Source organism: Plantactinospora sp. GCM10030261, from assembly GCF_042666615.1.
Classification (GTDB): Bacteria; Actinomycetota; Actinomycetes; order Mycobacteriales; family Micromonosporaceae; genus KBS50.
In genome coordinates this window covers 45588-66065 of record NZ_JBHTDD010000030.1, presented here as the reverse complement: position 1 = coordinate 66065, position 20478 = coordinate 45588, and the positions used below count along the sequence as shown (strand labels likewise).

The window sequence follows — 20478 nt, the reverse complement described above, 5'->3', positions numbered from 1 at the left end:
TTACTTGCCTATTATCGAGCCATGGGTGATCACGGGGAATCCGGCCGCGACGCCGCCCGGGAGGGCGACGTCTTCAAGGCGCTGGCCGACCCGACCCGTCGAAGGATCCTCGACGAGTTGGCGGAGCGCGACGGCCAGACGCTGTTCGAGATCTGTGCGCGACTGACCATGAAGTACCAGCTCGGCTCGTCCCGGCAGGCGATCTCCCAGCATCTGGAGGTGCTGATCGGGGCGGGTCTGGTCGTCAGTCGCCGCGAAGGTCGCTACAAGTTCCACCACATCGACACCGGACCGCTGGAGCGCCTCACCGATCGATGGCGCAACCGCACGACAAAGGAGAATTGATGCGTATCCACGTCACAAGTGTTCTTGTCCACAACCAGGACGAGGCGCTGCGCTTCTACACCGAGGTGCTGGGCTTCGTGAAGAAGACCGAGATTCCGCTCGGCGAGGCGCGCTGGCTCACCGTCGTCTCCCCGCAGGACCCGGACGGCTGCGAACTGCTGCTCGAACCGGACGCTCACCCCGCGGCGAAGCCGTGGAAGGAAGCGCTTGTCAACGACGGCATCGCCGCCACGTCCTTCGCGGTGGACGACGTCCACGCGGAATTCGAACGACTCCGCGGTCTCGGCGTCCGGTTCACCCAGGAACCCACCGCGATGGGCACCGTCACCACGGCGGTCTTCGACGACACCTGCGGCAACCTGATCCAGATCGCGCAGGCCGCCTGACGCGGACCGCGCGTTGCAGCCGGGGCCCCGATCGGACCGGGCGAGTGTTGGGCGGTGGCGCCCCGCTCGGTCCTCGGGGCCCCGGACCCGGCGCGGATCAATCGAGGGTCACCCGGTCAGCCGGCGTACCCGGTCCGCTGGTCGGTCCTTGCTGCCCGAGCGCCGCGTCGGCGCTGCGCTAGCAGGCCGTGGGCGCTTCAGGAGGAGAGTCTGCGTAGCGGGTGGCGATCGCGAGGGCGCGGTCGCGCAGGGAGGTCCGCAACGATGGCGGTGCCAGGACTTCCGCGTCGGTGCCGAGCTGCCACATCGCCCAGGTGGCGTGCCGGAGATCCTGGAACATGACCTCCAGCCGCAGCCAGCCGTCCGGCTCGGGTTCCTCGGCGCGGACCGCCACCGCGGTGCCCACCAGGTCGTCCCGGCGGGTGGGGGTGACCCGCGCCGCCACGGTGACGTGGTCGCCGCCGGTGCGGAACCGGGCACTGCGTTCTCGCCAGGTCCGGTCCAGATCGACGCGCTCCGGTCGCTGCGCGGGTTCGGGCAGTTCCTCGGCGGCCAGGATGCGGGACAGCCGGTAGGTGCGGTCTGCGCCAGACCTGGTGGCCAGCAGGTAGCCCTGCTCACGGACGGTGACCAGGCCGATGGGGTCCACCGTGCGCCATGTCGGGGGGCGGTCCACGGCCGCGTAGTGGATGCGGACCTTGTGCCCGGCGAACACCGCGCGGCGAACCTCGGCCAGCACGTCGTCGGGAACTTCGTCGGCGACCAGCCGGCGTGACAACAGGTCGGTCTCCGGGTCGATGAGCAGTCGCTCGACAGCGCCGGCAGCGGTGTCCCGATAGCCCTCGGGCAGCGCGTCGACGACTTTGAGCATGGCCGAGGCGAGCGCCGAGCCGAGACCGAACGCCCGCGCCCCGCGCCGTGAGCCGGCGACCAGCAGGGCGAGCGCCTCGTCGTGGGTCAGCCCGGTGAGTTCGGTCTGGAAACCGGGCAACAACGCGAAACCGCCGTGCCGACCGCGTTCGGCGTACACCGGGACCCCGGCGGCGGACAGCGCCTCGATGTCGCGCAGCACGGTGCGGGTGGACACCTCCAACTCGCGGGCCAGCGTCGCCGCGGACAACCGACCGCGCTGGCGCAGCAGCAGGACCAGCGAGACCAACCGGTCGGCACGCATGGCGACGACGCTACCGGAATACACGACACAGGATGTCGTGATTCGTTGGGAGGCTGTCAGTGCGACGCCCGAGCGGTGCCTACCGGGCGTACGCACTCCCGATTCGAATGGAGCGGATGTGGCAGTGGAGCGAACAGCAGTCAACCCGGTGACGTGGTCGGTGGAGATGGGATTCAACCAGGGCGAGGTCGTCTCCGGGCACACCCGGACCCTGTACTGCTCCGGACAGACCGCCATGGACGGCGACGGCAAACCCCAGCACGACGGTGACATGGCCGCCCAGTTGGCGCTCAGCGTCGACAACCTGGAGGCCGTCCTCGGCGAGGCCGGCATGTCGCTCGCGAACCTCGTCCGGCTCAACGTCTACACCACCGACGTCGATCGGCTCTTCGCGCACTACGGTGTGCTGGCGTCGCGGTTGGGCGCGGCCCGGGTGGCTCCGGCCACCACGATGCTCGGGGTGACCCGGCTGGCGATCCCCGGGCAACTCGTCGAGATCGAGGGGACCGCCGTCGCGTGACGCGACCTCACCGCACCTGCCGCTCGTGCCGGGTCGACCGGCACGGGCGGCGGGCGGGATGGACGTCCCACGGTGCCCCGCGATCGGCCGATCAGCTCCTCCCACCCGCACCCGGGGTGCGTGGGCCACGACCGGTGGCCGGGGTGAGCGGCAGGGGCCGGTCACTCACGACGCGTTTCATCACGATGGTGGAGGTGAGTCGCTGCACCCCGGGTAGGGCGGCCAGCTTCTCGTCGCGCAGCGCGGCATAGGCCGCGAGGTCGGCGGTGGTCACCCGGAGCAGGTAGTCGGGGTCGCCGAACAGGCGCTCGGCCTGCCGGACCTCGACGACCGTGGTGAGCGCCTCCTCGAAAGCGGCGATCGTGGCCGCGTCCTCGCGATCCATGGTGACGCTGACCAGCACCTCGAATCCCAGCCCGACCGCGTCCCGGTCTATCACGGCGCGGTATCCCGTGATCACCCCGGTGCGTTCCAGTTCACGCAGGCGACGATGACACGGACCGGCACTGAGACGGACCCGGCCGGCGAGTTCGGCGACGGTCAGCCGGCCCTCGACCTGGAGTTCAGCAAGGATCTGTCGATCGACCGCGTCCATGGCGCACGATTCCTTCACTGGTAGTCCGATGTGGGCAAAGAGTTGGCAAAAACCATCGGCGTGACTGCCATATTCTCATCGCGACTCGCCCCATCACGGAAGGTGGCCGGTGATGACCGTGCTCCTGGACGCGCTGCCGATCGCCGCCACGATTTTCGCCGTACCACAGTTCCTGCCGCAGTTGGTCGCCGTGTGGCGGACCGGCGACGTGGCCGGGGTGTCCTGGTCGTGGGCGGCCTTGACGAGCGTCAGCAACGCCGGCTGGATCGGCTACTTCGTCGCCTCCGAGATGTGGACCGCCGTCGTGCCCGCCAGCTCGGCGACCCTCCTCGCCGGCATCCTCGCCGTCCTGCTCGGGCGCTCCGGCGGTGTTCCGTTCTCCGCCGCCGTGATCACCGGCGGCTGGGCGTGCCTGCTCGTCGCGGCCGCCGCCGTCGCCGGCCGCACCGGCCTCGGGACCGCCCTGACCGTGTCGTTCGTGCTTCAGGTCGCGCCGTCGGTGTGGAAGGCGTACCGCACCGACAAGCCGACCGGCGTCGCCCGCGGCACCTGGTTGCTCATCCTGGCCGAGCTGTTCTGCTGGGGCGTCTACGGCGTACACGCCGCGGACCCGCGGCTGATGGTTCTCGGCTGGACCGGGGTCGCCGCGAGCATCCTCGTGCTCATCCGCGTCCAGGTGTGGCGTCGAGGGCTGCGGATCGCCACCTGACCGTGCCGCCCCCAGGCCGGGCCGCGTGCCGTCCGTGCCGCCGAGGCGGGCCCGGCGGCGCCGACGACCGGGGTCGGTCAGCGTCGGCGGACCGGGGCGCCGGCCCGGATCGCCCGCGGGATCTCGGCCACCTGGTCGACGCGGTCCAGCAGCCGGGCACGGTCCTCGGTGGACGCCGTCGAATCCAGTTCGACCCGGTAGGTGATGCCGGTCGAGGTCCAGGTGGTCGTGTCGAAGGCCCCGGACGCCGTCACCCGTACGCCGTCGAGCTGGACACCCACCCCGGTCGCCTCCCGGTAGAGGTCGTTGAGGACACAGCCCGCGGCCGCCAGGTGCAGCAGGTGGGCGCCGGTGAAATCCGTCTCGACCGTGACGCCCTCCGGCGTCCAGCGATGCGGGAAGCGGACCGCGTGCTCGTCGTCCGACCGGAGGGAACCGGCACCGACGACGACCGCGAACTGTTCCATCTGCCACCTTGTCCCTCGTCCGGTCCGACCGGGACATTGTGCCGCCGCCGCCGCACCACCAGAGCGGATGGGGCAAACCTCAGGGGTGGGTGAGCGAGTGACCGGTGGTGACGTCGACGTGGTCCGGTACGGGATCGTGGCGGTCGCCGACGGACGAGGTGCCGGCCGGTTCGAACATGAGGATCGACGCCCCGGCCGGTGCCGACGGCCGGTGCTCGATGCCGGCGGGAACGACGAACACCGCGCCACGGGGCAGCACGACGACCCGTTCCGCCCGGCCGCCGTCGGGGCCGGGCGCACCGTCGCGTACGGCGATGTGCAGTTCACCGTCGAGGACCAGGAAGAACTCGTCGGTGTGGGTGTGGGAGTGCCAGACGTGCTCGCCGGCCACCTTGGCGACGCGGACGTCGTAGTCGTTGACGCGGGTGACGACGCGCGGGCTCCACAGGGCGTCGAAGCTGGCCAGCGCGGCTGAGAGGACGATCGGTTCGTGAGTCACCCGACGATCCTGGCCGGTGGCGGGCCGGTTCGGGAAGTGCTAGGAATCTCGTGTGTCGCAAGAATCGTCGCAGGACCGGGTGGGTTGGCGTCATCAGGTGGTCGTGATCGTCGACGCCGGTTCCAATCCGTTCGAGCTGGGGGTGGCCACCGAGTTGTTCGGGCTGCGTCGCCCAGAGCTGGACCGGCCCTGGTACGACCTCACGGTGTGCGCCGCGACCCCGGCGGTGCGCATGCACGCCGGGATGTACACGCTGACCGGCGTGGCCGGGTTGGCCGCGGTCGACGACGCCGACACCGTCATCGTGCCCAACCGGCCCGACCCGCAGGTGCCGCCGGATGGCGCGGTGCTTGCCGCCATCCGGCGGGCCGCCGAGCGCGGCGCCCGGCTGGTCAGCTTCTGCACCGGGGCGTTCACCCTGGCCGCGGCCGGGGTCCTCGACCACCGGCGGGCCACCACCCACTGGCGCTGGGTCGACCTGTTCACCGCCCGGCACCCGACCGTACGGCTGGAACCAGACGTGCTGTTCGTCGACGACGGGGACGTCCTCACCGCCGCCGGCAGCGCCGCCGCGCTCGACCTGGGCCTGCACCTGATCCGGCGGGACCACGGCGCCGATGTCGCCACCGCCGTCAGCCGCCGGTTGGTCTACTCGGCCCACCGCGACGGCGGCCAGCGCCAGTTCATCGACCGGCCCGTCCCGGTCGTGCCGGACACCTCCCTCGCGCCGCTGCTGGCCTGGGCCCGGCGGTGTGTCGACCGGCCGCTGACCGTGACCGACCTGGCCGAACGCGCCGCGGTCAGCCCGGCCACCCTGCACCGACGGTTCCGCGCCGAACTCGGCACCACGCCGCTGTCCTGGCTCACCGTCGAACGGGTGGCGTTGGCCTGCCGGCTCATCGAACGCGGCGAGCGGCGCCTCGATGTCGTCGCCCGCGCCAGTGGGCTGGGCACCCCCGCCAACCTCCGCGCCCAGCTGCGGCGGCACACCGGACTCAGCCCGGCCGCCTACCGGCAGCGGTTCGGACCGACACCCTCGGTGACAGGTGTCCTGGGTACTGTCCTGGTGCAGTCCCGGGCCGCCGAGGTTCGGATGGGTGGATGACCATGCGAATCGCTCTGTTCGTGACGTGCCTGGCGGACACGATGTTCCCGGAGGCGGCGAAGGCGACGGTGCGGCTGCTGGAGCGGCTCGGCCACGAGGTGGTGTTCCCGGCCGACCAGACATGTTGCGGGCAGCTGCACGTGAACACCGGTTACCAGGCCGACGCGGTGCGTCTGGTGCGCCGGCATGTGCGGGTGTTCGCGCCGTACGACGTGGTGGTGGCGCCGTCGGGCTCGTGCGTGGGTTCGGTGCGGCACCAGCACGCGATGGTGGCCCGCCTGGCGGGGGACGAGGGGTTGGCCAGCCGAGCGGAGGACGTGGCGGGGCGCACGTACGAGTTGTCGGAGCTGCTTGTCGACGTGCTCGGGGTGACCGACGTGGGGGCGTACTTCCCGCACCGGGTGACGTATCACCCGACGTGTCACTCGCTGCGGTTGCTGCGGGTGGGTGACCGGCCGCTGCGGTTGTTACGGGCGGTACGTGGCCTGGACCTGGTGGAGTTGCCGGCCGCGGAGCAGTGCTGCGGGTTCGGCGGGACGTTCGCGGTCAAGAACGCGGACACGTCGACGGCGATGCTGGCCGACAAGATGCGGCACGTGTTGTCGACCGGGGCGGACGTGTGCACCGCCGGGGACGCGTCGTGCCTGATGCACATCGGCGGCGGGTTGTCCCGGTTACGGGTGGGAGTCCGCACGGTGCACCTGGCGGAGATCCTGGCCAGCACCGAACGGGAGGCGGCGGCATGAGCGACGGTCGGCGACGCGGGACGTTCCTGGGGATGCCGGCGACGGCGCCGCCGGGGGTCGGGCACCTGCGCGGTGACGAGCCGTTCCCGGCCGCGGCGCGGCGGAGTCTGGGGGATGCCCAGTTGCGGCGCAACCTGGGCCACGCGACCACCACGATCCGGGGCAAGTCGGCGGCAGTGATCGGTGAGCTGCCGGACTGGCAGCGGCTGCGGGAGGCGGGTTCGGCGATCAAGACGGACGCGCTGGCCCGGCTGCCGGAGCTGCTGGAACAGCTGGAGGCGGCGGTCACCGCCGCCGGTGGGACGGTGCACTGGGCGGCCGACGCGGTGCAGGCGAACCGGATCGTCACCGATCTGGTGCGGGCCACCGGCCACGATCGGGTGATCAAGGTCAAGTCGATGGCGACCCAGGAGATCGGTCTGAACGAGTCGCTGGCGGCGGCGGGGATCGAGGCGGTGGAGACCGACCTGGCCGAGTTGATCGTGCAGTTGGGTGGGGACAAGCCGAGTCACATCCTGGTGCCGGCGATCCATCGCAACCGGGCGGAGATCCGGGAGATCTTCCTGCGCGAGATGCCCGGCGTGGACCCGGACCTGACGGACGAGCCGGCGGTGCTGGCGGCGGCGGCGCGGCGGCATCTGCGACGGACGTTCCTGTCGACCCGGGTCGCGGTGTCGGGGGCGAACTTCGCCGTCGCCGAGACCGGCACCCTCGCGGTGGTGGAGTCCGAGGGCAACGGGCGGATGTGTCTGACCCTGCCGGAAACGTTGATCACGGTGATGGGGATCGAGAAGGTCATCCCGACGTGGCGGGACCTGGAGGTGTTCCTCCAGTTGTTGCCGAGGGCGTCGACGGGGGAGCGGATGAACCCGTACACGTCGATGTGGACCGGCGTCACGCCGGGCGATGGTCCGCAGGCGTTCCATCTGGTGTTGCTGGACAACGGTCGCAGCGCGGTGCTGGCGGATCCGGCGGGCCGGTCGGCGTTGCACTGCATCCGCTGTTCGGCGTGCCTGAACGTGTGCCCGGTCTACGAGCGGGCCGGTGGGCACGCGTACGGATCGGTGTATCCGGGTCCGATCGGGGCGGTGCTGTCGCCGCAGCTGACCGGGGTGGCCGACAACGCGTCGTTGCCCTACGCGTCGTCGCTGTGCGGGGCCTGTTACGACGCCTGCCCCGTGATGATCGACATTCCGTCGATGCTTGTGCACCTGCGGGGTCGAGCCGTCGAGGACCGCCGGGCCCGGGGGCGTGTTCCCAGCGCCGAGGCGATCGGCATGGCCGCGGCCGCGTACACGATGGACGATTCCGGCCGGTACGCGGCGGCGCAGCGCGCCGCGCGGCTGAGCCGGTTCGCCGGCCGGCGCGGTCGGGGCCTGCCGCCGCCGTTGACCGGCTGGACGGCCAGCCGGGACCTGCCCGACCCGCCGCCGCAGACCTTCCGCGACTGGTGGGCCGGGCGATGAACGGCCGCGACCTGGTGCTCGGCCGGATCCGGGCCGCCCTCGACGCGTCACGACCGGCGCCGGTCGAGGTGCCGCGCGGCTACCGGCCCGCCGGGGCCGTCGCCGTCGACCTCGACCTGTTCGTGGACCGGCTGACCGACTACCGGGCCACCGTGCACCGGTGCACCGACGGCGAGGTCGCCGGGATCGTCGCCGAGGTGCTCGGCGGTCGGGAGGTGGTGGTGCCGCCCGGACTGCCGGAGGGCTGGCTCCCCGCCGGGGTGACGGTGCTGCGGGACGACGGGCTGGCCGTGGAGCGGATCGCCGCCGCGGCCGGGGTGGTCACCGGGGCGGCGGTGGGGGTGGCCGAGACCGGCACCATCGTGCTCGACGGGTCGCCGGACCAGGGCCGCCGGATCGTCACGTTGCTGCCCGACACGCACGTGTGTGTGCTGCGCCCCGACCAGGTCGTCGCCACCGTGCCGGACGCCGTCGCCCTCCTCGACCCGGACCGGCCGTTGACCTGGATCAGCGGGCCGTCGGCGACAAGCGACATCGAACTTGATCGGGTGGAGGGCGTGCACGGCCCGCGTAACCTGCACGTGGTCCTCACGTCGTGACGCCGACGGTGGTCGTGGGTCGTCACGACGGCCGTCGGCCCGTGCGGGTGGCGTACGCCCGGCGCATCTTGACGTAGTTGCCGCAGCCGGCCATCGAGCACCAGCGGCGGGCCTGGTTGCGGGAGGCGTCGTAGTAGGCCCAGCGGCAGGTGTCGCGGGCACACACCTTGAGCCGTCGCCAACTGCCGTCCTCACCACACTGGCGGATGGCGTCGACGATGCCGGCCAACGCCGCGGCCAGGTGTGGGCCGCCGGCCGTGGCGAGGCGTGGGCCGCCGTCGGCGAAGGTGAGCCGGACCGGCACGTCGGTCAGGGCGCGGTCGAGGGCGTCGAGGGCGGCGGGGTCGCCCGTGTGCCCGGCGTGGTCGAGGAGCACCGCGCGCAGGCCCTCCCGGACGGTGCGGGCGGTGGCCAGGTCGGCCGGCCGCAGCCGGGCGCCGGCGGGGAGCAGGTGCCGCCGGGCGAACCAGGCGCGGAGCTGGTCGGGGCTGGTCAGCGACTCGGCGTCCTCCTGCGGTTCGTAGGTGTTGACGAAGTCCCGGACCAGCCGGGCGGCGCCGGGGACCGTGGTGTCGTCGTTCATCGCGCGCCTCCCTCGCCGTTCACACCAGCGTAACGCCTTGACAGGTGTGGTCGACCTGTCCAAGGCTGGGGAGGTACACCGGCGAAATGGCTTCGCTGGTGTGGAGGAGGGGCGACCGAGGGTGCCGGCGCGACGGGGAGACGCGGCCACGCTCCGGGACGTCGCACGCCTCGCCGGGGTGTCGGTCAAGACCGTGTCCAATGTGGTCAACGGCTATCCGCATGTGAGCGAGGACGTGCGTCGGCGGGTGAGCACGGCGGTGGAACAGCTGTGCTACCGGCCCAACCCGAGCGCGCGGAACCTGCGGACCGGACGCACCGGAACGCTCGCCCTCGTCCTGGCGCCCGACGTGCCGTACGCCGACCGGCTCACGCAGGCGGTGGTCGACGCGGCGGCCCTGGCCGGCTTCCGGGTCGTGATCGTGCCGATCGACCTGGCCGGGGCGCTACCGGTCGACGGTGTGCTGCTGTGTGCGGACGTCGTCGCGGCCGATGTCCTCGACGCGTGGCTCGGCACCGGGACGGCGCTGGTGCTGCTGGGGGTGCGGCGGGACGAGCGGTTCGACCACGTCGCGATCGACCATGCCCGCGCCGCGCGGGACGCGACCGACCACCTGGTACGCCTCGGACGCCGGCGGATCGCCGCGATCGGTGCCCGACCGGGGGAGCCCGACACCCGTACCGCCGGCTACCGGCTCGCGTTGAGCCGGGCGGGGATCGCGCCGCATCCGGGCTACCTGCGGCCGGCGTGGCGGCACCGACCCGGGGAGGGTTACCGGGCCGCCATGGACCTGTTCGCCCACGACCACCGTCCGGACGCGGTGTTCTGCTACTCGGACCGGCTGGCGATCGGGGTCCTGGGTGCCGCCGTCGACGCCGGGCTGCGGGTGCCGGATGATGTCGCGGTCATCGGCATGGGCGAGGCCGAGGAGGGTCGGTTCCTCCGGCCCGCGTTGAGCACCGTATCGGTGGACACCTCGGCGCTCGCCCGGGCGGCCGTAACCCGAATCGCCGCCCGACTCGGCCAGGCCCCGTGGGCCGTGCCGACCGGGAGGACGCTGTCCGCGACGACCAGTGACCCGCAGCCGGCGGCGCCGGTCACGGTGACCGTGCCGCACCGTCTCCTGCGGAGGGAGAGCTGCGGCGGCTCCCGCTGCTACTGACGCCAGGCGAGGCTGGGATGGTCTGCCAGCCGCCGGGCAGGCCGAGATACGTCTGATCTTCACGGTGCTGGCGAGTCGCTGAACAATGGCGGCGGCCGCCGGGTCGGTCGACCCGGCGGCCGGTGTCCGGGTGGACGGCCGCCGCCGTCCACCCGGAACGGATCACCCGTTCGGGAACAGGTTGCCGTAGTCGGCGTACGCCATGGCGACGTCCGCCTGGGCCCAGAACCGGTGGTAGTTGAACGTCGGTGCGGGCCCACCGTCCAGGTATGCCTGCACCTTGGGCCAGTCCTTGTCCTGCTTGTAGAAGGACCGGATGTCGAGGAAGCTCTTGCCCGCGGCGATCTGGTCGCCGTTTGGCATTTCCCCGGTCCAGCCCGGCGGGACGTAGAGGCCCTGCCCGGTGCTGGCGTTGTAGACGTCGTCGAACCGGTTGAAGTTCGTCTGCGTCTCGGTGGTGGACACGCCCTGGCTGTCGCTGGCCGCGTGCAGCGCGTCCAGCAGCCCCTTCGCGGTGGTCTTGGCCGCCGCGTTGCCGGACTTGGCCGCGTACGCGATAAGCGTCCGGGCGTAGGCCGCGGTCACCCCGACGTCCTGGCTCTTGCTGGCGACCGTGACGTGCAGGTTGGTGTTGGGCTGCGGGTTGGTCGGGTTCCAGGTGGCGGGCTGACCGCTCCACTGCAGCTCGGAGGGGACGGCCCAGCTGGTGCCGAGCGTGGTGTTGGCGATCGCCCACGGCACCCACTTGTCCAGCAGCGCCTTGGCGCGGGCGTTGCCGGTCTGCAGGTAGAGTTCCGCGATCCGCTGCATCGACCAGACCTGCATGCCGAACCACTGGTTCGACGGCGGGTCGTGGTAGACGGGCTTCTCGTCGTAGAACATGCCGTAGAAGGTCGACGTGCCGGCCGGCGGCTGGGCGTAGGCACCGTTCCAGCTGTTGGTGGCGCCACCGGCGATGCCGCCCTCGGCGGACTGGAGCCAGGTGTAGAACTCCAGCTGCCGTTCCATGCTCTTGGTCCAGTCGTCGCTACCGGTCGGCGACTTCGGCTTGAGTTCTGCCACGTTGGTAAGCGCCCAGGCCGCGAACGGGTTCTGGTAGCCGAAGTGGGCGTGGCTGGAGCCGATCCGCCAGGACCAGTTCTGGCTCGTCTCGTATGCGCCGCCCCAGGCGTAGTACCAGGACAGCAGGTAGTGCGCCGAGTCCCGGCCGCTGCCGGCGGGACAGGTGCTGGCACCCACGCAGTTGCCGATCCGCTTGAAGTACTTGTCGAACATGGCGTACCGCAGGTAGTCGCCCATCTTGGCGGCCTTGCCCACGGTGGTCATCACGTCGGCCGCCTTGCCCTGTTCCTTGGCCCAGGTGAGCGCCCAGTAGGCGGCCTGCACGGCGCGGGCGTCGGCGTCCGGCGCGTTTGTGTACTTCCACTGCTTCGCCGGGGCGTTGGCTTCCTTGATGAACAGGTCGAGGTAGCCGTACTGGCCGCCGTGGGCGAAGGTCTCGCAGGACGGCTGCGGGATGGTCTCCCACACCGACTCCTGCGGGCCGCGCTGGAAGGTGTTGATGTACGCGACGCGGGTGGTGCCGTCGCCGCAGCGGCCGAAGCCGTAGGTGTTGTCCACGTCGAGCAGCCAGTGCATGCCGTAGATGTCGCCGGTGCCGTAGGTGGACTGCAGCTCGTTGCGCAGCGGGTCCTGGCCCACCGGCACCGACGGTTCCAGCGCCGACGGGTACTGGCTGGGCAGCAGGTGCTCGGCCGCGTACTGCGGGGTGCCGGCGGCGCCTGCGGTCGGCTGGTCGGCGTGTGACGGGATGATGTACTTCTCCATCACCGTCCACGAGTTGTTGAACGGGGCCCAGTTCTGGGTCACCCGGCCGTACTGCGCCTCCAGCCAGATCCAGAAACTGAACGCCTCCGACGTGGTTTCGTGGCCGTGGTCCGGCGCCTCGACGATAAGCGTCTCGATCGAGTGGTACGGCACGCCCTCGGGGCTGAAGTAGCCCGAGTTCTTGATTTTGCCGTACTGCTCCAGGAACCGGGCGATGTACTCGTTGTCCCCGCCGGGAACATCGTTGTCGATCTCGGTGACGGTGACCGTCGCCGGCGTGTGACCGGTGGCGGTGGCGGTGATCGTCGCCGTGCCGCCCACCGTGTCGGCGTCCTCGGCGGCGTCGACCTCGATGGGGACGCCGGAGTTCCAGTTGGACGTCGTCAGGGTCGCCGTGGCCGGGGAGACGGTGACGTCCGCGTCACCCGTACGGGCGATGGTCACCGGCACGTTGCCGCTCGGTGCCGCACTCAGCTTGAGGTTGAAGGTGGAGCTGTCGCCCTCGGCCACGCTCAGCGTGGTCGGGGTGGCCACCAGGGCCGGTCCGGTGGCGGGGTCGACCGTGACGGACCGTTCCGCGGTGGCGCTGGCCCCGGCGTTGTCGTACGCCTTGGCCTGCACCGTGTAGCTGCCGGCCGGCAGGCTGTCCATCGTGTAGGCGTACGGCGCCGTGGTGTCGGTGTTGACCAGCAGCCCGTTGCGGTAGAACTCCACCCGGCTGACGGTGCCGTCGGGGTCGCTGGCGGTGGCCGTCAGCGGAACGCTCGCCGGCGCCACGAAGGGCCCGGCCGGGACGCTGAGGGAGACGGTGGGCGGCTGGTTGGTGGAGGCGCCGTTGCAGGTCACCCCGTTGAGCGTGAACGAGGTGGGCTTCGGGTTGCTGCCGCTGTAGGAGCCGTTGAAGCCGATGTTCGTTGACGCACCGGTGGCCAGGTTGCCGTTGTACGACTCGTTGGTGGCGGTGACCTGGTTGCCGGTCTGGCTCCACCTGGCCGACCAGCCCTGGACGACCCGCTGGTTGCCGGGGAAGGTGAAGCCGAGCGTCCAGCCGTTGATGGGGTCACCCAGGTTCTTAATCGTGACGTTCGCGGTGAAGCCGTTGTTCCAGTCGTTGGTCGTGTAGACCACGTCGCATGCCGGGGCCGCCTGCGCGGCGCCGGCCGGCAGGATCACCCCGCCGACGACCAGCGCTGCGGTGGCGATCACCGCCAGTGTGCGGCGGCGTCTTGCCCAGAGTCTCATGTGCGCGGTGTCTCCTCGGGCCGGGCCGGGGTTTGGGGCCCCGGCGGAGGCGCCTCTCCGCGTGTGTGGCTAGGCAACGGAGGCGCCCGGAAAGGGGTCCCGGCGCGGTGGCCGGGGGAAGGGGAAGGGTGGGGGGTGCGCGCCACGGGGGCGGCGAACCGATCCTTCGGGTCGGGCGCCGTCCCGGAGCGGATCCGGTTGCCCTCGGCGTCCCGCGCTCGCGTGAGCTGGCTATCGACAGTCTGGCATGGAAGCGCTCCCACGTACAGGCCGACGGGCCAATTAGACACGTACATGTTTCGATCTCGTTGAGGGGCTTTCACAAACGCGTGACGGGCGTTACAGTCGCTGCATCGTCCATGGGAGCGCTTCCATCGACGCAGGTAAGGCGTGACAACCGGATCCGTCCCCCAACGGAGCCGGCGCAATGTCCACGAAGGGCCGACGGCGGGCCAGCCCGGACGCCGCCGTCAGCCGACACCCATCGGCACGAAGGGAGGTGGAACCAGAGCCACTCGCGTGGCCGGCTCCCGCTCGCCACGCACGGGACGCCCAAATCACTCGTGCGTGTGCATCGCAACCGCTGGGGACGGGGGTTGCCCTCCCCCGTCCCCACACCCTAAACCCCCACGTCCAGGAAAGCACCGGCCGACAGGACAGGCGCACGCCGTCCGGTCGGCGGCTGCCCGTGGACCGGTCTGCCGCATCAGCTCGGCCGGCGGCTCTCATCCTCTGGTGCCCAGTTCGCGCTGCCCACGCCCGCCCCATTGTAGGCGCTGCCCGGTTGGCAATAGCTAGTATGCTAGTATTCTAGCTATGGTTGATAGGGCGAAGCGGCAATTTAACGTCTACCTCGATCCGGAACTCGTGCGCCGTGTGAAGTACCTGTCCATCGACCAGGGACTGTCACTGTCCGCCCTGGTGGAGCGGGCGCTCACGGAGTACGTGGACCGGGCCGGAACGACTCGGGGGGACCAGCGATGAGAGTGATGCCCCTCGTGTTCGTCACGGACGTCGACACGGCGGCCGACTTCTTCCGCCTCCTCGACCTTGACCTGGACGTGCGGGGCCGGGCCGGCGGATGGGCCGAACTGGTGGGTTCCGGTGGACTGGTAGGACTGCACACCGCGACAGCCACCGACTCGCCGGCGCGACCGGGAAGCTGTGCTCTCGGCTTCGTGACCGACGGGCCCCTCGAACCGATCTGGGACCGCCTCGTCGCCCATGGCTACGCCGACGCGCACATCATCGACGAGGGCTTCGGCCGGTCGCTGCGGGTCACCGGACCGGATGCGATGGAAATACAGATCAACGAGCACGACCAGGAGTTGTACGCGTGACCCGCACCGTGCGGCGGGCCAGCCGCGACGACGCTTCCGCGATCCGGGTGGTTGGGCTCACCGCATGGCCTGCCACCTACCGCCCGCTGGCCGGTGACGACTATGTGGCGTACGGCCTCAGCATCTGGTGGTCGACGGCCGCTGTGCTTCGATCCATGCAGACCGGCCGAACGTACGTCGCCGAGGAAGGCGGCCAGGTGGTCGGCACCGCCACGGCGGGCGAGAAGGACGGCGCGTGCGTGTTGTGGAAGCTGTACGTGCTGCCGACGGCGCAGGGCCGGGGCATCGGCTCGGACCTGCTGGCCGCGGTCATCCGGGACGCATCGGGAGATGCGGTGCTCCTCGAGTACGCCGAGGGCAACCACCGGGCGGCCCGGTTCTATCGCGACAGGGGATTCCGGGAGATCCGTCGGGAGGCCGCCGGGCGTTTCGGTTGGCCGGCTCAGGTGTGGATGCGGCTCGACGTGGACGCGTAGCGGGTCGGCGGGAACTCGAAGGCCGGCACGGGGGATGGTCTTCTACCCTCTCCCGGTGAGCGGTGGCGAAGACCATACGAGATTCCGGGAGAAGTGGCCTGCTGGCCACCGTGGGCACCCATCACATCGCCGGCGGCAGTTGGACCGAGGAGTTCTTCGTCGAGATTCAACGGCTCTATGAGCGCTTCGATCCGGCGACGCCACCGGACCTGCGGCTGGAAACCGCGCAGGACATCCCGACGGACGATCGGGAGCTGACCACGTCCGGTCGATTCGGGCCGGCGACCTTCCACCGGTACGAGTGGGAGCTGCCGTACTCGACCGCGGAGTACCTGGATCTGCTGCTGACCTATTCCGGGCATCGCGCTTTCGCACGCGCAGCGGAGCGGACTGCAGGAGTCCTTCGCCGGGCTCATCGACGGTAGCTGCGGGAGCCGAGTCGTCAAGCGGTACCTGACCGAGCTGAGGGTCGCCCGCCGAAGCGGGTGAACCGCACGCCGGTGCACCGTGGACAGACGTCGGCTGACCGCCCGCCGGCGCCTGCCGCCGCCCGGCAGCGGACGGGTCCCCGGTCCGACCGCGTCAAGTCGGACCGGGGACCCTGGGGAACCTGCCGCCCCGGTGCCTCACTACCGGGGCGGCGGGCCGGCCCGGTAGCCGCCGCAATCGCGGCGGTGGGCCTGGTCGGGCGCTGCTACGACAGCGGCGGGTAGGCGTTCTGCATCAGTTGCTGGAACTGCGCGGCGAACCACGCACCGGAGATCGGTGCGTTGGGCAGCGCGCCGCTCATGTTGTTGCCGTTGCGCTCGTTGCCGGTGTACGTCGGATCGCACATCCGGTCGAAGCCCTTGCCCTCGTCGTTGTCGATGAGCTCGCTGGAGCCGTCGGACTCACCCGGCGGCTTGACCCAGACGTACGCGTCGATGCCCGGCTCCGGCGCGGCCGTGGGCCGCTCACCCAGGCCCGCTCCGGACTGGTTGCACCAGTTGCCGGTGTGGAACCGCCGGTCCACCCGGCCACCGTTGACGTAGTCGTTCACGTTGGTCATCGGCCCCGGGCCGGTGGGCCGGGCGGCGCCGCCCCAACCGTTGCGCGAGGTGTCGATGAGCATGCCGATGTTGGGGTCGAAGCCGATCGAGGCGAGCCGGGTCCGGAACGCCTGGGCGAAGGTCAGTTCGTCGACGTACTGGTTCCAGTCAATCCAGTCCGACTGCCGGACGGTGGTGCCCTGCACCGAGTCGGTGATCTTGACGTATGGCTCCCGCAGCGCGGAGTAGTTGGCCGTGTTGACGATGAAGCCGTGCACGTTGTTCACGGTGCTGCCGGAGGCGGTGGCGGCCGTCTTGAGGATGTCGGCAGTCGGGTTGAAGTTGCTGTCCCAGCCGATCCAGCCGTGGTGCGCGGCGTCGACGTAGTTGTACACGTTCGGGATCGCGCCCAGTTTCGCCAGGGCGTAGCCGACGCCGTTGACGTAGGCGCCGTTGGCCTTGACCGTGTCGCACATCGCGGTGCCGCCCGGCTGGCCGGAGGTGTTGGTCACCAGGTTGGGCAGCGAGTCGATCTCGACGATGTTGATGATGCGCAGGTCACGGTACTTCGCGTCACCCTGGATGGCCGCGATCGGGTCGATGTACTCGGACTTGTACCGGGGCAGCTCGTCCGGCTTCAACTCACCGTTGGAAGCCAGCGCCGAGCAGTCCCGGCCGGGCAGGTTGTAGATGACGAACTGGACGTAGTCCGCGCCCTGGTCCAGTGCCTCGTCCAGGTGGTCACGCACGCCCATCGCGCCGTTGGAGCTGCTGTCCGGGGTGCCGTTGATGGCGGCGATCCGGTCGATCCACACGGCGGTCGGGTTGTTCGACACCCGGTTGCCGCCGGCCACGGACTCGGCCTTGGCCTTCCACTCGGGGTTCACGTAGCCCTGGGCACCGAGGTACGGGTTGTTCACCCGGCCGGGTCCGGGCGGTGGGTCGGTCGGTGGGTCGGTCGGCGGATCGGTGGGCGGGTCGGTCGGCGGATCGGTGGGGCCGCCGCCGCCGTTGCAGGTGACGCCGTTAAGCGTGAACGAGGTCGGCTTCGGGTTGCTGCCGCTCCACGCTCCGTTGAAGCCGATGCTGGTCGAGGCGCCGGTGGCGAGGTTGCCGTTGTAGCCGGCGTCTCTGGCCGTGACCTGGCTGCCGGACTGGGTGTACGTCGCCGACCAGCCCTGCTGCACCCGCTGGCTGCTGTTGGGGAAGGTCCAGCCGAGGGTCCACCCGTTGACCGGGTCGCCGAGGTTCTTGATGGTGATGTTGGCGGTGAACCCGCCCGGCCAGTCGCTCGTGGTGTAAGCCACGTCGCACTGGACCGCGGCCTGGGCCGCGGTGCCCGGTAGGGTCACCAGTCCGCCCGCGACCAGGGCACTCGCGCCGGCGAGCGCGAGAACCCGGCGTCGGCCGGACAGTCTTGTCAGGTTCATGCGACAGATCTCCTTGGCGAAGACCGGATCCGGTAGCGACCCGGCGGGGGACCCGGCGGCGCCCGGCGCGGATGGCCGTCGCTGCCTCGGGATGACGGGGGTGTGCGGAGGCGCCCGACCCGGACGGGCTGGTGCGGTTCACTGCCGGCGCTGACTCGCCCGGCGGCGGGATGTCGAACCGGTAAGAACCGGCTGCCCTCGACATGTCGCCTGCCCGCGGGATGGCTCCAAGACCCGCGTGCAGCGATTCTCGCATGGGAGCGCTTCCATGGCAACGCTTCGATGCTGATTGGCGGCGCCGGCCCGCTGCGGTGATCGAGGCCTGTGCGATCGTGGATTCCTGCCACGGTCGGGGTAGGACGCTGGAAAGGAACGGCTGATGATCACGGACCCCACCCTGCTTCGGATCGGCGAGGCCGTTCAGCTCAGCCACCGGGGCGAGCGGGAAACCGCCCGGCTCCAGTTCGCCCAGATCTGGGCGGAGATCGGCGGTGACCAGGGGGATCCCCTCCAGCGGTGCACGCTGGCGCACGCGATGGCCGACGTGCAGGACGACCCGCGTCAGGAACTGCTGTGGGACCAGCGCGCGCTGGCCGCCGCCGACCTGATCACCGACGAGCGGGTCGCCCAGGCCGGGGTGCCGCTCTCGGTGGCCGGCCTGTACCCCTCGTTGCACCTCAACCTGAGCGAGTGCTACCGCAAGTTGGGCGACATCGATCGGGCCCGGGACCATCTCCAGCAGGCGCGGGCAACGATCGGCGCGCTCGGCGACGACGCCTACGGCACGCTGATCCGGGACGGCCTGGAGCAGGTGGCCGACCGACTTCGCTGACCCGGGGGCGAGGACCGGTCGCTCAGGGAGCGGGCCGGAAGCTCTGCCGCACCATCAACAGATTGGTCTTGTTCACCGACCAGTCGAACTCGCCGGTCTGCCAGGCGATCGTGTACGCCCGTCCGGCCGCGTTGGCCAGCATCCGGTACGCGTGCACCGGCATCCCCTTGGCGTTGGTCCACCGGCACTCCCACTCGGCTCCCTGGTAGGAGTCCACCGCCTGGATCACCACCTTCTCGTACCCGGGCAGCAGACCGCCGCCGGTCAGCCGGCGCTCCTCGGCGGCGAGGTAGTCGGCGGGCCGGTCGGTCGGCGGAGTGGACGGGTCGACGCTGAGCACCCGCGAACCCTCCGGCTCCTTGAAGCAGCGCACCGGCCCGTCCATATAGGTCAGCCAACCGACCGGAGCGGCGATCCGGAACGCCGTGGCGTCCACGTACCAGGTCCAGCCGTCGGTCAACGCGTAGGGCTCGTCGCTGGGTCGGGGAGCGGGGGTGACCCTGGCGGCGTCGGCGGGTGGCGTGCCGCACCGGAACGCCGCCATCGCGGCCGGGATGCCCGTGCCGCCGGGCGAGGCCGAGCCACCGGGGTTGAGCGTCGGCGTGCCGGTGCTGCCGGGGCCAGGTGTTCCCGCACCGTCCCGGTCGACGAGTTGCCAGGCCACGACCGCCCCGGTGGTGACGACCGTCAGCAGCGCCGCGAGTAGCGTCCAGCGCCGCCAGCGGGAGTCGGGCGCGGTCGGCGGGGACGGTCCGGGGCTGCCGGTCCGTCGCTGCCCGGTCGGGTCCGTCCCACCGGTGCCGGGGACCGTCGCTTCGGTGGAGAGCCGTGCGGACGATCCCGCGGCCGTCGACGCCTCGGCGCCGGACGCGCCGCTGGCGGAGGCTGGTGCGCCGGCCCGCCGGGCGCCGTCCCTCGTCCGGTCGCCGCCGGCCGGTGCGCCGGCCCGCACGGACCTGTCGCTCGTCCGGTCACCGCCGGCCGCGGTGTCCGGGCCGCCGGTCCGGCCCGCTGCCCCGACCGCCTCCCGGGACGCGGCCTCCCGGGGCGCCGCGGCAGCCGGGCGGCGTGCCGGCCGGGCGGGGCCGCCCGCCACCTTGCGCAGCAGCCGTTCCACCTCGTCGTACCCCAGTCGCTTGCGGGGATCGCGGCGGAGCAGGCCATCGAGTACCGGCCGGAGCGCGCCCGCGTGCGGGGCCGGGTCGGGCGGCACGGTGGCGAGTGCGGTGAGGGTGGCCATCGACGTTCGGCGGGCGTACGGGGACCGGCCCTCGACCGCCGCGTAGAGGGTCGCGCCCAGCGACCACAGGTCCGCCTCGACCGTCGACACACCCTCGGCCGCCCGCTCCGGGGCGACGTACTGCGGCGAGCCCATCACCATGCCCGGCCGGGTCATCCGACCGTCGTCCTCGGCGCGGGCCAGCCCGAAGTCGGTGAGCACCACCCGGCCGTCGTCGGCGACCAGCACGTTGTGCGGCTTCACGTCACGATGCAGGACGCCGGCCGCGTGCGCGGCGCGCAGCGCGGCCAGCACCGCCAGGCCGATCTCGGCGGCCCGCTCGACGGTGAGCGGGCCGTCGGTGGTCACCACCTCGTGCAGCGACCGGGACGGCACGTACTCCATCACGATCCACGGGTTGTCGCCCTCGTTCACGACGTCGTACACCCGGACCACGTTGGGATTGTTGAGCCGGGCGGTGTGCCGCGCCTCCCGCATGGTGCGGTCGCGCAGCGTCTCCCGGTCCTCCTCGGCCAGCCAGGCCGGGGGCACGACCTCCTTGACCGCCACCTCGCGGCGCAGCATCTCGTCGCGGGCGAGCCAGACCCGGCCCATGCCGCCGCTACCGACCAACTGCAGCAGCCGGTACCGGTCGCCGATCCGTACCTGTTGCACCACCCGCCTCCAGAACGTGACTCGGGGTAAACGATATCGAGCCGTGCCGGAGG

The 20478-nt window shown here is 71.3% G+C and carries 22 protein-coding genes; 14 read left to right on the top strand and 8 right to left on the bottom strand.

Annotated elements, in window-relative coordinates; all coding sequences use genetic code 11:
• Window positions 1-21 precede the first annotated feature (21 nt).
• Both ACFQUZ_RS27160 and ACFQUZ_RS27155 read left to right on the top strand, forming a co-directional pair.
• Window positions 22-345 carry an ArsR/SmtB family transcription factor gene (locus tag ACFQUZ_RS27160; protein ID WP_377447198.1) on the top strand — a complete coding sequence of 108 codons (324 nt, stop codon included), beginning with the start codon at window positions 22-24 and terminating at the stop codon, window positions 343-345.
• Window positions 345-731, top strand: coding sequence for a VOC family protein (locus ACFQUZ_RS27155; protein WP_377447196.1), 387 nt, complete (start codon window positions 345-347; stop codon window positions 729-731). Before ACFQUZ_RS27160 ends, ACFQUZ_RS27155 begins: the two co-directional genes overlap by 1 nt.
• A gap of 178 nt (window positions 732-909) precedes the next feature.
• Here the strand turns inward: ACFQUZ_RS27155 and ACFQUZ_RS27150 are convergent, their stop codons facing one another.
• Complete coding sequence (locus tag ACFQUZ_RS27150; protein WP_377447194.1) at window positions 910-1905, bottom strand: helix-turn-helix transcriptional regulator; 996 nt, start codon at window positions 1903-1905, stop codon at window positions 910-912.
• A gap of 124 nt (window positions 1906-2029) precedes the next feature.
• Between ACFQUZ_RS27150 and ACFQUZ_RS27145 the strand changes: the two genes are divergently transcribed.
• On the top strand, window positions 2030-2425 hold the full coding sequence (locus ACFQUZ_RS27145) for a RidA family protein (RefSeq protein WP_377447192.1): 396 nt from the start codon (window positions 2030-2032) through the stop codon (window positions 2423-2425).
• A gap of 91 nt (window positions 2426-2516) precedes the next feature.
• On the opposite strand, the gene ACFQUZ_RS27140 is transcribed toward ACFQUZ_RS27145, so the two are convergent.
• Complete coding sequence (locus ACFQUZ_RS27140; protein WP_377447190.1) at window positions 2517-3020, bottom strand: Lrp/AsnC family transcriptional regulator; 504 nt, start codon at window positions 3018-3020, stop codon at window positions 2517-2519.
• A gap of 112 nt (window positions 3021-3132) precedes the next feature.
• On the opposite strand from ACFQUZ_RS27140, the gene ACFQUZ_RS27135 reads away from it, so the two are divergent.
• Window positions 3133-3729, top strand: coding sequence for a hypothetical protein (locus ACFQUZ_RS27135; protein ID WP_377447188.1), 597 nt, complete (start codon window positions 3133-3135; stop codon window positions 3727-3729).
• Between the two features lie 77 nt (window positions 3730-3806).
• On the opposite strand, the gene ACFQUZ_RS27130 is transcribed toward ACFQUZ_RS27135, so the two are convergent.
• Window positions 3807-4196: an OsmC family protein gene (locus tag ACFQUZ_RS27130; protein ID WP_377447186.1), complete on the bottom strand. Its 390-nt coding sequence runs from the start codon at window positions 4194-4196 to the stop codon at window positions 3807-3809.
• A gap of 79 nt (window positions 4197-4275) precedes the next feature.
• Window positions 4276-4695, bottom strand: a complete 420-nt coding sequence (locus ACFQUZ_RS27125) for a cupin domain-containing protein (RefSeq protein ID WP_377447185.1) — start codon at window positions 4693-4695, stop codon at window positions 4276-4278.
• Window positions 4696-4747: 52 nt separating this feature from the next.
• Here ACFQUZ_RS27125 and ACFQUZ_RS27120 point away from each other — a divergent pair, with 52 nt between their 5' ends.
• The 4 genes from ACFQUZ_RS27120 to ACFQUZ_RS27105 are packed head-to-tail and all read left to right on the top strand — an operon-like array spanning window position 4748 to window position 8611.
• The gene (locus ACFQUZ_RS27120) at window positions 4748-5800 is read left to right on the top strand and encodes a helix-turn-helix domain-containing protein (RefSeq protein WP_377447183.1); all 1053 of its coding nucleotides are present in this window, start codon (window positions 4748-4750) and stop codon (window positions 5798-5800) included.
• 2 nt (window positions 5801-5802) lie between these two features.
• Complete coding sequence (locus ACFQUZ_RS27115; RefSeq protein ID WP_377447226.1) at window positions 5803-6546, top strand: (Fe-S)-binding protein; 744 nt, start codon at window positions 5803-5805, stop codon at window positions 6544-6546.
• On the top strand, window positions 6543-8012 hold the full coding sequence (locus ACFQUZ_RS27110; RefSeq protein ID WP_377447181.1) for a lactate utilization protein B: 1470 nt from the start codon (window positions 6543-6545) through the stop codon (window positions 8010-8012). Before ACFQUZ_RS27115 ends, ACFQUZ_RS27110 begins: the two co-directional genes overlap by 4 nt.
• Window positions 8009-8611 carry a lactate utilization protein C gene (locus tag ACFQUZ_RS27105; protein WP_377447179.1) on the top strand — a complete coding sequence of 201 codons (603 nt, stop codon included), beginning with the start codon at window positions 8009-8011 and terminating at the stop codon, window positions 8609-8611. The genes ACFQUZ_RS27110 and ACFQUZ_RS27105 overlap by 4 nt, the downstream gene beginning before the upstream one ends.
• A 22-nt stretch (window positions 8612-8633) precedes the next feature.
• On the opposite strand, the gene ACFQUZ_RS27100 is transcribed toward ACFQUZ_RS27105, so the two are convergent.
• The gene (locus ACFQUZ_RS27100; protein WP_377447177.1) at window positions 8634-9194 is read right to left on the bottom strand and encodes a CGNR zinc finger domain-containing protein; all 561 of its coding nucleotides are present in this window, start codon (window positions 9192-9194) and stop codon (window positions 8634-8636) included.
• 46 nt (window positions 9195-9240) lie between these two features.
• On the opposite strand from ACFQUZ_RS27100, the gene ACFQUZ_RS27095 reads away from it, so the two are divergent.
• Window positions 9241-10356 (top strand): LacI family DNA-binding transcriptional regulator, encoded by a 1116-nt coding sequence (locus ACFQUZ_RS27095; RefSeq protein WP_377447224.1) that lies wholly within the window; start codon window positions 9241-9243, stop codon window positions 10354-10356.
• A 162-nt stretch (window positions 10357-10518) separates the two neighbouring features.
• Here ACFQUZ_RS27095 and ACFQUZ_RS27090 read toward each other — a convergent pair whose 3' ends face one another.
• A complete protein-coding gene (locus ACFQUZ_RS27090) occupies window positions 10519-13425 on the bottom strand; it encodes a glycoside hydrolase family 48 protein (protein ID WP_377447175.1) in 2907 nt (968 codons plus the stop codon).
• Between the two features lie 816 nt (window positions 13426-14241).
• Here ACFQUZ_RS27090 and ACFQUZ_RS27085 point away from each other — a divergent pair.
• The 4 genes from ACFQUZ_RS27085 to ACFQUZ_RS27070 all read left to right on the top strand — a co-directional run bounded on the left by ACFQUZ_RS27085 (window position 14242) and on the right by ACFQUZ_RS27070 (window position 15666).
• Entirely contained in the window at window positions 14242-14409 is a 168-nt protein-coding gene (locus ACFQUZ_RS27085) for a CopG family transcriptional regulator (RefSeq protein WP_377447173.1), read from the top strand.
• Window positions 14406-14765, top strand: coding sequence for a hypothetical protein (locus ACFQUZ_RS27080; protein ID WP_377447171.1), 360 nt, complete (start codon window positions 14406-14408; stop codon window positions 14763-14765). Before ACFQUZ_RS27085 ends, ACFQUZ_RS27080 begins: the two co-directional genes overlap by 4 nt.
• Window positions 14762-15241: a GNAT family N-acetyltransferase gene (locus ACFQUZ_RS27075; protein WP_377447169.1), complete on the top strand. Its 480-nt coding sequence runs from the start codon at window positions 14762-14764 to the stop codon at window positions 15239-15241. Before ACFQUZ_RS27080 ends, ACFQUZ_RS27075 begins: the two co-directional genes overlap by 4 nt.
• 62 nt (window positions 15242-15303) lie before the next feature.
• A complete protein-coding gene (locus ACFQUZ_RS27070) occupies window positions 15304-15666 on the top strand; it encodes a hypothetical protein (RefSeq protein WP_377447166.1) in 363 nt (120 codons plus the stop codon).
• 269 nt (window positions 15667-15935) lie between these two features.
• Here ACFQUZ_RS27070 and ACFQUZ_RS27065 read toward each other — a convergent pair whose 3' ends face one another.
• A complete protein-coding gene (locus ACFQUZ_RS27065; RefSeq protein WP_377447163.1) occupies window positions 15936-17699 on the bottom strand; it encodes a glycoside hydrolase family 6 protein in 1764 nt (587 codons plus the stop codon).
• A 379-nt stretch (window positions 17700-18078) separates the two neighbouring features.
• Here ACFQUZ_RS27065 and ACFQUZ_RS27060 point away from each other — a divergent pair, with 379 nt between their 5' ends.
• Window positions 18079-18531, top strand: a complete 453-nt coding sequence (locus ACFQUZ_RS27060; RefSeq protein ID WP_377447160.1) for a hypothetical protein — start codon at window positions 18079-18081, stop codon at window positions 18529-18531.
• A 22-nt stretch (window positions 18532-18553) separates the two neighbouring features.
• Here the strand turns inward: ACFQUZ_RS27060 and ACFQUZ_RS27055 are convergent, their stop codons facing one another.
• A complete protein-coding gene (locus ACFQUZ_RS27055) occupies window positions 18554-20425 on the bottom strand; it encodes a protein kinase (RefSeq protein WP_377447157.1) in 1872 nt (623 codons plus the stop codon).
• Between the last annotated feature and the right edge of the window lie 53 nt (window positions 20426-20478).